This window comes from Xanthobacter aminoxidans (assembly GCF_023571765.1).
GTDB lineage: Bacteria > Pseudomonadota > Alphaproteobacteria > Rhizobiales > Xanthobacteraceae > Xanthobacter > Xanthobacter aminoxidans.
Genome location: NZ_JAMJXC010000040.1, coordinates 1 through 9,998, shown reverse-complemented (window position 1 = coordinate 9,998; position 9,998 = coordinate 1). Strand labels below are relative to the sequence as shown.

The window sequence follows — 9,998 nt, the reverse complement described above, 5'->3', positions numbered from 1 at the left end:
CCGCCTCCTGCTCCTTCAGCATCCCTATGATCTGTTCCTCTGTGAACCGTGAGGCTCGCATCGTCCGTCTCCATGATCGACGGACTCTACCTAAATCTGGACGAGGATCAGGGGCTCACGTCAGAAGCGTGTCCGGCCGCGCCTGAGCGCGTCGGGTGCGCCGACCTATGTCACGTTGCACCTGGCCCCGCGTGGCGGCGGCAGCAGCGGCGGGAACAGCGGAAAGGCCGTAATCGGCATCGTTGCGGCGTTGGCGCTCACGCTGGCGACGGCGGGCATCGCTGGCGGCTTTCTGGCCAGTGGCATCGGAGCCCAGCTGACAGGCGGCCTATTCGCCGCCAATGGCCTGTTCTGGGAGGGCGGGGCGCTCGCGTTCCTCGGCACAGGCATTGGTGCGCAGGCGCTGGCGCTCGGCGTGCCGATGGTTAGTGGATTGAGGTGCGCCGCGTTGCGGTGAGGGTGTTAAGCACGGATTCGACCCGAGCAACCATGGTTGGCGGCATCCTCCAGCCATGGGCCAATGCCTGTACTTTGGCAACGGCCTGTTCTGGCGGCTTACCCAAGGGCTTTCACCGCCGCCGCCTTTCAACGCTCCTTTCGCGTGGGCTTGACCTTTGAGTGAGGGAGAGAGGCCCCGTGAGGCGCAAGCGTTTTTTCAGACATGATGGACGATCCCAATACCGCGCCTTCAAATGGCCTCAGCAGGGCATCTTTGATCAGGCCAACATGACGTATTCGCGGTAACGCATTGTCGAATATGACGTCATAGCCGCTTGATACGTTAACATTTTGGAGGTCCAGATAGGCGCACGCCAAAGCAATATAGCGTGGAACCTTCTTATTGTTTGCATAGTAAGCGACGAGCCGACGACTGATCCCTAATTGGGCCGCCGCCGAGTCGTAGGTCAGGCCATTACGAATAAGGAAATCCTTAAAATCGGCCGGCGTCATCTGCTCTTCAGCAAGCCGCTCGATTGTCGTGGCGGGCATGTCGATATCGCCCGCAGCCCACTCCAGCGCTGCGCCATCATCGGAGACTCGAACATCGTGAAAGGCGCGGGCATTTTCACGCAAAGGTTGGTACAACTTGAATGTGAAAATGACCGGCGCGAGATCGACGAGATCGATCTGACCTTCCCGGTTGCCCGCAGCCCAAGTCACGGCAAGGCTCGTGTCGCCATGGGGCGTCACGTTGCTGATCACAGGCATCGGATCACCAATGCGGATCATGTCAGCCTCGCTCATTGAACGCCTTCCATTTCTCGATCAATAGAGCCTTGTTCTCTGCGGCCCAGGCCAAGATGCCCGGAAGATCGTTTCGCGGTATGCAGCCTCTTAAAACCTGGAGGGACTCAATCTCGATCTGCGCGTCGAGGCCAGCGCCCCTGACGTGAAAGTGAGGCGGTGCGTGGTCGTCCGGATAGATATAGATTACCCAGTTCCCAAGCGCGACGATGCGCGGCATCGATAAATCCCATCCGCTCCGTTCCCAAATATAGTGCACACGGTGCACCGGCGCAATGCGACGATAGCGTCCGGAGCGGGATAACTTTCTGGCGCTGCTCTCCGCACCGCGCCATGGCCGTCGCGGCCATCACCTGTCAAGAGGGGGTGAGTGTGTCGTAAAAAGGCAAAAGATGAGATCGGCGTTGATGTGGCGGGCTTCGCCAATTTAGCTCTCGCGATAGGCGTCGATCCCCAGCGGTTTGCCGAGCACCTGATCCTGACCGGCCTGATCGTGCTGGACCGCAACGAAGGCCAAGGAGCCGAAGAGATCGCCGCAGCGATCATCGCCGGCTACCGTAACAGTCAGGAGGTCGAGAGGCGGCGGAAGGGGATGATCTAGGGCGGGATGTTTCACGGGGAACCACCCCTGAAACACTAGGACGGCCCGCCTGCGTGACGTTGAACGGCGGGTCTCAGCTGGACGCGCGAATTCGCAGGCCGACCAAGGCGTCTATGGCGCTTTGTAGCGTGCTGAGACGTACGCCCCCTCGGTTAAACCGGATTGAGCTCACCCGCGCGATGGTGAGATCGTATTCGGCATCGGCACCGCCCGTGAGGGATTGCCCCTCCACGATCGTCTTGCACGCCCGGAGATCGGCGACGGCACGGTCGATGGCGCTGCGCGTCAATAGAGCCGGCTCGGTGGTGAGCGTCGCATGGGCGCGATCCAGCAGCTCTTGCAGCGGTGTGCGCTCTTCCATGTCACCTCTTTCTCTTCAAGATGTCCGCCGGATTGATCGTCTTGAGGCGCGGCGGGAGGGTGCTCAGCTTGCGGCGGCTGGGCTCTTTCTCGGGCTCAGGGCTATCAAGAGCTTCCCGCCCCAATGCGGTGATCCGCATGAGCTTGGTACCCGAAAGGCGTGGCGGAAGCTCTTCCGCCCATCCCTCGTCGAGCAGAGTCTGTCGTGTCTTCTCTCCGGCGCCAAAGAGATTGGCGACCGGCTCGCCTTCGGCTCCGCCGTACGACAGATGACGGAGGGCGTCGCGCTCGCGCTTGGTGGGCACGCGCATCATTTTTCCTTCCTCAGCCGCACCCCTGGCCCCTCGCCATTCTCGGCAACGAAGATGACGCCGGCGGCTTCCAATGTAGAGCGGATGGTTGCCCGCGCCTCGTCGGATACGCTTGCACGCTCTGCGCGGTCGATGGTCGGCCTCGATAGCTTAGCTGCATCGGCCAAAGCCGATTGCGACCAATTCAGCAACCCACGTGCTGCGCGAATTTGAGCCGCTGTGATCGTCATAAATTCTCGCTTGATGCAATTTGCATCTCATGTATGATGCAAACTGTATCACAAACGCTCACCGGAGCAATCCCAATGCCTCGCACCCACGCGGCGGCAAGCGCCGCCACCTTGCCCGCAATCCTCCCCACGCCATTCGAGCATCAGCCGGAGCTGCGCGTCCTTCCGGTATTCGATGAAGTTCCCACCGGCCACATGACCATGCGCGTGGAGGATGAGTCCTTCCACCCGCATCTGCGGCGCGGCGAGTTCGCGGTGATCGACCTTGAGGACCGCGAGCCGGCCCATCGCGAGATCTTCCTGTTCGCCTTCGCGGACTGGAAGGCCGAACGCGGCTACGCCCATGCGCTTGTCGAGGCGCGATCCCGGCCGGCCTATTACGGACGCCCGAAGGGCTGGGCGGATTGCGGGCCCGGCTTCTGCTTCGGCCCGGCGGAGGGTTTCGAGCCGTGCAGAGCCTGGAGTGTCGCCAGCTGGTCGACGGCGGCCGGTGGGGGAGGGCGGGCGCCGGACGGCGTGGCGCGGCTCGCCGATGGTCCGTTCAGGGCGGACGCTCTGGCGCGCAAGCTGGTGGGGCGCGTCGTCGGGGTGTTCGTCCCGATGGCTCGCGAGGCGCGAATGGGAGGGCATCACCATGGGTGAGACCCTCCACAGCCGCCGCGCCCTCCTGAAGGCCGGCGGCGCCCTCGGCACGCTTGCCGCCCTGGCGGCGCCCGCCGCGCTGCGGTCCAATGCCGAAGCGGCGGCGGATGATCCCCTGATCGGCCTCATCCAGACCTATCGCGCCGGGACGGCGGCCTACGGTTCCGATGAGAAGGTCGGCACCGGTGATGATGCCTACGACGCGCGCCGCGAGGCCGAGACGTGGGGGGCGGCCTATGCCGTGCTGACCGAGGCGCCGCCGCCCGCCCTCACCTTCGCCGGCGCGGTCGCCGCGGTGCGCCTGGTGGTGGATGAGGAAGGCGAGACGGGTGAAGCTCACATCCCCCTGCTCCGGGCAGCGCTCGCCTATCTGGAGCGGGATGCGCGGGAGGGTGTGCGATGAACGCGATCGCCGCACGCGCCCGTCCGCGACCGGCCCTTTGCAAGGTCGGCGCCCCGCCGGAGGGGTTTTCACCAAAACTGGTGAAAACCCCGCAGCCGAGCCTCTTGCTGGCAATGGCCAAGGAGGCAGCAGCGGCCGTTGTCTTGCAGGATGAATTCAGTGCGCTCCCGGAGGGCGTGGATAACGGGGATTCCATCACTGCGCGGCGACTGGACAACGCGGCGGAAATGCACCGCGTCCGCGCCGAGGCGCTGCGCGCGGCCATCTCCTCCCTGCCTGCGCAGGACCTGGCGGAGGGCGCCGTGCAGCTCGCCTATGGCATCGACCGGCTGGGCGTTCTGGTGGATTGCGCCACCTTTTCGGAGAACGTGAAGGACCTTGCCCGCGAGCACCGGGAAGCCTTGGACCGCCTCCTGTTCTCGGTTCTCCGCCTGCTGGAGCGGGAGGCCGGCGTATCGCGGGCTGCCCTCGGCACCCACGAGCTGGCGCCGGAGCATCTGGACCCTTGGGCGGACCCAAGGGAGGGGTAAAGCGGGACATTTCGTGGCTAACGACGAAAACATTTCGTGCGGAGCATTTCGTGTGCTATGCAGAAATGGAACTTTCACTGGTCCCATTGTCTCATGGCCTCCGTCCACAGTCTCAATGAAGCGCTCGCTAAGGTGCGAGGCGTTCCGCTGGGAACGATCGAAGCGTATTCACGCGCACTGCGTCAGGCCGGCGTTCTGCCGCCGACCAAGCGGGGCGTGGGGGCGGCCCCTTTGACACCGATCATGGCAAGCCATGTGCTATGCGCCGTCCTGCGTGGCTCGCCTACCGAAGCGGGGCGCAATGCCCGCACCCTCGGGGGACTCGTCGCCGCATCTTCTGGTGGCGGCGTGCTGGAGCCCGTCCTGGCGAGACAGCTCCGGGCCATGGGCTGGGCAGACGGAATCACTTTCGCCGAGGCTGTCGGCTGGTTGATCGAGCGAGTGTTGGACGGCTCCCTCGGAGAATACGTTCCCGAGGGGGGAGATATCCAGATCGGCGCGGATCGTTATTCCCACCGCGCTTGGCTGAATTGGCATCCGACCAGCCGTATCATTGAAGAATACATCACGGGACATCGTGAAACGTTTGAGAACGGCGAAGAGGCCGTACTTCCGGAGCGGTGGGCAAATGGCCAGCTGCTCCAGCCCATGGAGATCGAGTTCAGAAGCCCTTGGCTCCATGAAATCAAGATTGCCTATGCGGCTCGCGATAAGGAAAGAAACCGCGAAGCTTGGGCTCATTTCCGAGAAGAGCAGAAGGACTCTCGCCCGGGAGATCTGTGGGGATCAGAATTCGTGACCAAGAAGACGCTGGTTGCGATCAGCGAGGTGTTCAAATGAGCACGTCAGATCGCCCCATCCGCACCTCCAAACAGATCGCCCACGAGCTGGGCATCAGCCAGCGCACGGTCACGCGCTGGACACAGAAGGGCATCTTGCCCGCCACCAAGACCGGCTCCGGCGGGCGCACGAGCCCACTGGAAGTGGACCGGCGCGCCGTTGAGAAGCTGAAGAAGAAGGCCTGATACCATGCCGCCCCGCCCCGAACCGACGCCCCGGCCCATCCTCGGCCATGCCGATCTCGTGCGCGCCCTCCGGGCTGCGACGGCGGCAGGGATGCGGGTGGTCCGGATCGAGATCGAGCCGGCGAAGATCGTCATCATCGCGGCGGACGCCTCGGCGCCGGCTACGCAGAGCTGAAGGAGCAAGACATGTCGCGCACCGGCGCCACATTCCAACAGGCGGACCTCAACCGCGCCCTGCGCGCCTGCCGCAAGGCCGGCGTTCTGGATCAAGTCGCGGTGCGCGTCGAGAAGGGCGCCATCGTCATCCTGCCCCTGGCGGCAGCTGCGGGCGCTCCGGCGGCGGGCATGGCGGACGCGCAGGATGGCGTTTCGGCGGAGCGGTTGCCCGCGCTTCCCGTGATCTGAGGATCTGAGGAGACGACCCCATGCCCAGGCCCCTGCCCCCTTGCCTGCAGCGCGAGCGCACCCGGCATGGCGCCATCATCTTCTACGTGCGCAAGAAGCACGGCCCCCGCGTCCGCCTGCGGGCCGAGTTCGGCACACCCGAATTCTGGGAAGAGTACCGCCGTGCCATGGCCGATGAGACGCCTGCGTCGACCGCAAAGACGCCGAAGGCGGGGACGATCGCATGGGGCTTCGCGCTCTATCGGCGCAGCTCGGCATGGGCTGGCCTTTCTAACTCCACGCGCCGCGCGCGGGAGAACATCCTGCGCCAGATCGTCGAATCCTCCGGCGAGAAGATGCTGACGCAGATCAGTCAGGCAACCATCATCGCCGGCCGGGAAAAGCGGGCCAAAGCTCCGCATTCGGCCAACGCCTTCCTAAAGACGCTCCGTACCTTCTTCGGCTGGGCAGCCGGCGAGGGCGGCCTCGTGAAGGTTGATCCGACGATCGGGGTCAAACTGCTCAAAGGCCCCAATGATGCCGATGGCTTCCATACCTGGACCGAGGAGGAAGTGAGGCGCTTTGAGGAGGCTTGGCCCGTTGGCACGCGCGAGCGGTTGGCCCTCGACCTTCTTCTCTATACCGGCCTGCGCCGCGGCGACGCCGCGCGGCTGGGGCGGCAGCACGTGCGGGATGGCGTCCTTACGATTCGCACCGAGAAGACGGGCGAGGTGGTGAGCCTGCCCATTCTGGAGCCGCTGGCGCGATCCATCGCCGCGACCAATACCGGCGACATGACGTTCCTCGTAACCGAGCGCGGCGCACCCTTCGTCAAGGAGAGCTTCGGCAACTGGTTCAAGAAGGCCTGCGTCAAGGCCAAGGTGCCTGGCTCGGCCCATGGCCTGCGGAAAGCCGGCGCCACCCGCGCGGCCGAGAACGGCGCCACCGAGCGCGAGCTGATGGCACTATTCGGCTGGACCAGCGGGAAGATGGCGACCCACTACACCCGCGCGGCGAGCCAAAAACGCCTCGCGCAGGACGCCGCCAGCCTGCTCCTGCCGAAACAGACGACGAACAAATCGGCCCGCACCAAGCGTTCCGGTGCGGGCGCCAGCGCTAAAAAGCGTTGAATTTCCGGAGGTTAGAAAATGAATGGTGCCCAGGGGCGAGGTGCTAGAATATAACGAAATCAAGGTGCTTGAGGCCGGTGGGAAATCGAAACATCCTAGTCCATCATAAGGGTTTTCAGGGGCGACCTTTCTCACCGCAGGGCACTTGACGAAGAGTGAGAAAGTCCGCATTATGCGGACATAGCTGAGGGATTGGCCCCGGCCGATTGAGGGATAACCCCAAATGACTGACACGACGATGGATCTTAACGAGCAGGTGGCCCGCATCGAGCGCGCGATCGCTGAAACCGGCAAGCTGCAGGAAGAGACCCGCAAGTTCGTTGCCGAGCAGCACAAGCTCTATGCCGAGGCCCGCAAGGCCGAACGGGATCACTCTTTCGCCCCTTGGCAGGTCGCCTTCACCGGCATGGGCGCCGGCGCCGCCCTTGTCGGTGCCACCGTTGCCCTCATGAAGGTGCTCGGGGGATGACCCCGAGCCGCTTCCGCGACTGCCTCGCCCTCCTGCGCTGGTCACAGCGCGGGTTGGCCGAGGCACTGGAGTGTGATGATCGATTGGTCAGGCGATGGGCATCCGGCGAGGCAGAGATCCCTGCGAGCGTCGCCGCATGGCTTGAAACCCTTGGACAGGTTCATGCATCTGCGCCACCGCCGAAGGGATGGAAACGCCGGCAAACTGCCGAGGCTTAGGATCATTCCCCCAGCGCCCCGATGAAATGGGGCAGCACATCTCCAACTTGTAACGATCTCTTACACGTTGGCCGCACCACCACCCGGCCGCGCAGCGCCAGCGCGGCCGCCATGGCCTCGGTCGCCAGCCTGTCCGCATCAGGGAGGCGGATGACCTCGGCCGCTGCGCCGGGCCGGGTGATGACGGCATAGGCGCCGTCACCATCCCAGTCGATGGCGAGGCGGGCCTCAAGGCTGTTTGAGCACATGCGTCCTGATCCCCAGCCAGAATATAGTCAGGACGCCGCCTGCCAGCACAGTCAGGACGGCAGTGCCGATCACGAGCGCCGCCCGGTTCCACATGCGGCGGAAACGGCGCAGATGCTCGATATCAGCGCGCGCCTCCTCGATCCGCGCTTCGTCTGAGGTGGAAAGGCCGATCTCCTTCAGCACCTTGCGGACGGCTTTTTCGGCCGCGTCCTCTGCCACCTCCACCACCATCAGCTCCAACGCCCGCTCTGAGATGATGATGGCTCCACTCGGCGCGCGCGCAGCGGCCGAAACTTCCCCCGTCATCGCTCACCTCCAGCCGCAGAGCCGCTTGCCAACGGCGTTGTGCGCCTTGGCCTGACGGATGGTTTCATCGGTGTCATTGTCCGACCAGCGCATGGGCTTGGCCGAGGCGCAATAGACGCTAGTCGCGCCGTTTGAACCCGTCGTCGTCACGCAGCCGGCGAGGATCGGCATTGCGGCGGTCAGCATCAGCGCGAGCTTCATTCGCCCGCTGGACAGCACGGTCGGCATTGGCCTTGTCCTTCTGGATCTGGCGGGCGGCGCCACTGCGCTCCCCCCGGCGGTAGGCGATAGCAACGGCGCCGGCGGCGAGAACCGCCAGCGCGCCCTTGAGGCCGAGGAGCCGCAAGGCAAGTACGGATGCAGCGAGCACAGCTGCGGCGAGCAGCGCCTCGGTCCAGTCCCCGCCGAACAGCAGCGCGACGATGAAGCCCCCCACGGCCGAAACCGTGGGGAGGAACCACAAGGTGGCGAGGAGGGCGGCGGGGATCACGCCGCCGCCTCCGCCGCCTCGGCGGGGTTATCGTTTGCCGCCGTGCCGAGCTGCGGCGGGTTGAGGTCCAGCGCATCGGCGAGCGCGTCGGCCTTGTTCTTCGCCCACATGCGGTAGACGACACCGCCCACCAGGGCGATCGCGCCGAGCACCATGAGGATGGTCAGCACAGTGCCGGCGATCGCGCTCTTGTCCGCCAGAGGCGTCACCGCGTCCGTCGCCGTGGAAATGGTGGTGCTCACCACGCCGCCGCCGGCGAGCGCGTCGCCGATGGCCTTGGGCGGCGCCTTCCGGGCCGAGGAGACATAGGCCTTGCCGCTCGCCGTCTGCGTCGGCATGGGCAGGTTGACCGAGCCGCTGGCGAGGGCGAGCCCCAGCTCGCGCACCTCTGCCACCCGCCGGCCCCAGCCGTTGCCGAAGACGGACCAGGTGCGCAAGGACTTCAGCATGGCGAGCCGCCGGGCCTGCACATCGGCCACGATCGCGTCCACGTCCTGAATGGCGTCCACGGCCGCAAGGGTGGACGGGCCGAGCACGCCGTCTGCCGGAAGGCCGAGCGCACGCTGCAGCCACTTGGTCGCCTGCGCCGGGCCGGAGTTCACCGCCCCGTCGAAGACCACATAGTCGAGGCCGGCCGGCAGACGGTCGCCGCGAACGAGATCCCAATAGCGGCGCTTATAGATCTCCTGAAGCTCGGCGTCCGTGATCTCGCGCACGTCGCGCACCGGGAGGCCCTTCGAGCGGCGATAGTCGTCATAGACCCGCTTGATGACGCCCTTCATGGTGGGGCCGCCGGGGTCGGCCGGGTGGTTGGAATACCCGCCTTCGTGCACGAGCACGGCGGCGAGCGCGGGAGTGAAGTTCTCCGCAACCATCAGATGGTCCTTTCGGGTGGTGAAACAAAAAAGCCGCCCGGAAGGGGCGGCATGGGCAGAAGGCGGATGCGTGCGCGGCGGGTCAGTCGATCGGCCGTCCATCGCGGTCCAGGCACACGGCAATCGCAAGGGCGCCACGCCGCCGGGCTGCGTCGAAGTCGGAGCGGGTCAAGCCAGCTTGCCCGAGAATGGCCGCCACCTTCCGGCCGTGCGCCTTGCCGTGGCTCCAGAGGAGGAGGCTTCGGCGCGCCTCTTCGTCTTCGGCGAGGTACAGGCCGCACCATTCAAAGGCGCGGTCCATCCGGGAGATCTGCGCGGGGACGGTGGCGGCCGGTTCATGCGGCGCTCGCCGGCGTCAGAAAGCCCAGCCGCCAGCCTCAGACGGCAAAGACGCCGGCCGGCATGTCCGGCTTCACCACAGCCGCGCCGAAGTCGGGCGGCTCGGCGCCCCACCATAGGACGTTGACGTGGTAGCCCGGCAGGGGCGCGGTGACGGGGGACGGGCCAAAGGGTGTGTCGATGGTCGCACC

21 protein-coding genes are annotated in these 9,998 nt (G+C 65.4%); 11 read left to right on the top strand and 10 right to left on the bottom strand.

Features of this window, described 5'->3' with window-relative positions; translation table 11 throughout:
* Positions 1–175 precede the first annotated feature (175 nt).
* Positions 176–457, top strand: coding sequence for a hypothetical protein (locus EJ105_RS27290; protein WP_250168838.1), 282 nt, complete (start codon positions 176–178; stop codon positions 455–457).
* 128 nt (positions 458–585) lie between these two features.
* On the opposite strand, the gene EJ105_RS27285 is transcribed toward EJ105_RS27290, so the two are convergent.
* Both EJ105_RS27285 and EJ105_RS27280 read right to left on the bottom strand, forming a co-directional pair.
* On the bottom strand, positions 586–1,245 hold the full coding sequence (locus EJ105_RS27285; RefSeq protein ID WP_250168837.1) for a DUF2442 domain-containing protein: 660 nt from the start codon (positions 1,243–1,245) through the stop codon (positions 586–588).
* Positions 1,232–1,465, bottom strand: a complete 234-nt coding sequence (locus tag EJ105_RS27280) for a DUF4160 domain-containing protein (protein ID WP_250168836.1) — start codon at positions 1,463–1,465, stop codon at positions 1,232–1,234. The genes EJ105_RS27285 and EJ105_RS27280 overlap by 14 nt, the downstream gene beginning before the upstream one ends.
* Positions 1,466–1,615: 150 nt before the next feature.
* Between EJ105_RS27280 and EJ105_RS27275 the strand changes: the two genes are divergently transcribed.
* Positions 1,616–1,846, top strand: a complete 231-nt coding sequence (locus tag EJ105_RS27275; RefSeq protein ID WP_250168835.1) for a hypothetical protein — start codon at positions 1,616–1,618, stop codon at positions 1,844–1,846.
* A gap of 73 nt (positions 1,847–1,919) precedes the next feature.
* Here EJ105_RS27275 and EJ105_RS27270 read toward each other — a convergent pair whose 3' ends face one another.
* From EJ105_RS27270 to EJ105_RS27260, 3 genes are read right to left on the bottom strand one after another with little or no spacing between them, the layout of a single operon-like run.
* Complete coding sequence (locus tag EJ105_RS27270) at positions 1,920–2,207, bottom strand: hypothetical protein (protein ID WP_250168834.1); 288 nt, start codon at positions 2,205–2,207, stop codon at positions 1,920–1,922.
* Between the two features lies 1 nt (position 2,208).
* Positions 2,209–2,520 (bottom strand): hypothetical protein, encoded by a 312-nt coding sequence (locus EJ105_RS27265; RefSeq protein WP_250168833.1) that lies wholly within the window; start codon positions 2,518–2,520, stop codon positions 2,209–2,211.
* A complete protein-coding gene (locus EJ105_RS27260; protein WP_250168832.1) occupies positions 2,517–2,747 on the bottom strand; it encodes a helix-turn-helix domain-containing protein in 231 nt (76 codons plus the stop codon). The genes EJ105_RS27265 and EJ105_RS27260 overlap by 4 nt, the downstream gene beginning before the upstream one ends.
* 75 nt (positions 2,748–2,822) lie before the next feature.
* Between EJ105_RS27260 and EJ105_RS27255 the strand changes: the two genes are divergently transcribed.
* The 9 genes from EJ105_RS27255 to EJ105_RS27215 all read left to right on the top strand — a co-directional run bounded on the left by EJ105_RS27255 (position 2,823) and on the right by EJ105_RS27215 (position 7,330).
* Positions 2,823–3,389 carry a hypothetical protein gene (locus tag EJ105_RS27255; protein WP_250168831.1) on the top strand — a complete coding sequence of 189 codons (567 nt, stop codon included), beginning with the start codon at positions 2,823–2,825 and terminating at the stop codon, positions 3,387–3,389.
* Complete coding sequence (locus EJ105_RS27250) at positions 3,382–3,792, top strand: hypothetical protein (RefSeq protein ID WP_250168830.1); 411 nt, start codon at positions 3,382–3,384, stop codon at positions 3,790–3,792. Before EJ105_RS27255 ends, EJ105_RS27250 begins: the two co-directional genes overlap by 8 nt.
* A complete protein-coding gene (locus EJ105_RS27245; protein ID WP_250168829.1) occupies positions 3,789–4,322 on the top strand; it encodes a hypothetical protein in 534 nt (177 codons plus the stop codon). Before EJ105_RS27250 ends, EJ105_RS27245 begins: the two co-directional genes overlap by 4 nt.
* A gap of 57 nt (positions 4,323–4,379) precedes the next feature.
* Complete coding sequence (locus EJ105_RS27240) at positions 4,380–5,162, top strand: hypothetical protein (protein ID WP_250168828.1); 783 nt, start codon at positions 4,380–4,382, stop codon at positions 5,160–5,162.
* Positions 5,159–5,347 carry a helix-turn-helix domain-containing protein gene (locus EJ105_RS27235; RefSeq protein WP_250168827.1) on the top strand — a complete coding sequence of 63 codons (189 nt, stop codon included), beginning with the start codon at positions 5,159–5,161 and terminating at the stop codon, positions 5,345–5,347. Before EJ105_RS27240 ends, EJ105_RS27235 begins: the two co-directional genes overlap by 4 nt.
* A gap of 4 nt (positions 5,348–5,351) precedes the next feature.
* Positions 5,352–5,522: a hypothetical protein gene (locus EJ105_RS27230; protein ID WP_250168826.1), complete on the top strand. Its 171-nt coding sequence runs from the start codon at positions 5,352–5,354 to the stop codon at positions 5,520–5,522.
* Positions 5,523–5,533: 11 nt separating this feature from the next.
* Entirely contained in the window at positions 5,534–5,752 is a 219-nt protein-coding gene (locus EJ105_RS27225) for a hypothetical protein (RefSeq protein ID WP_250168825.1), read from the top strand.
* 20 nt (positions 5,753–5,772) lie between these two features.
* Positions 5,773–6,861, top strand: coding sequence for a tyrosine-type recombinase/integrase (locus EJ105_RS27220; RefSeq protein ID WP_250168824.1), 1,089 nt, complete (start codon positions 5,773–5,775; stop codon positions 6,859–6,861).
* A 223-nt stretch (positions 6,862–7,084) separates the two neighbouring features.
* Positions 7,085–7,330, top strand: a complete 246-nt coding sequence (locus tag EJ105_RS27215) for a hypothetical protein (protein WP_250168823.1) — start codon at positions 7,085–7,087, stop codon at positions 7,328–7,330.
* A 220-nt stretch (positions 7,331–7,550) separates the two neighbouring features.
* Here EJ105_RS27215 and EJ105_RS27210 read toward each other — a convergent pair whose 3' ends face one another.
* The 5 genes from EJ105_RS27210 to EJ105_RS27190 all read right to left on the bottom strand — a co-directional run bounded on the left by EJ105_RS27210 (position 7,551) and on the right by EJ105_RS27190 (position 9,769).
* A complete protein-coding gene (locus EJ105_RS27210; RefSeq protein WP_250168822.1) occupies positions 7,551–7,796 on the bottom strand; it encodes a hypothetical protein in 246 nt (81 codons plus the stop codon).
* Complete coding sequence (locus EJ105_RS27205; RefSeq protein WP_250168821.1) at positions 7,777–8,103, bottom strand: hypothetical protein; 327 nt, start codon at positions 8,101–8,103, stop codon at positions 7,777–7,779. Before EJ105_RS27205 ends, EJ105_RS27210 begins: the two co-directional genes overlap by 20 nt.
* A 118-nt stretch (positions 8,104–8,221) precedes the next feature.
* Positions 8,222–8,593, bottom strand: coding sequence for a hypothetical protein (locus EJ105_RS27200; protein ID WP_250168820.1), 372 nt, complete (start codon positions 8,591–8,593; stop codon positions 8,222–8,224).
* Positions 8,590–9,468 (bottom strand): glycoside hydrolase family 108 protein, encoded by an 879-nt coding sequence (locus tag EJ105_RS27195; protein WP_250168819.1) that lies wholly within the window; start codon positions 9,466–9,468, stop codon positions 8,590–8,592. The genes EJ105_RS27200 and EJ105_RS27195 overlap by 4 nt, the downstream gene beginning before the upstream one ends.
* A gap of 82 nt (positions 9,469–9,550) precedes the next feature.
* Positions 9,551–9,769 (bottom strand): hypothetical protein, encoded by a 219-nt coding sequence (locus EJ105_RS27190; protein ID WP_250168818.1) that lies wholly within the window; start codon positions 9,767–9,769, stop codon positions 9,551–9,553.
* Positions 9,770–9,998: the final 229 nt, after the last annotated feature.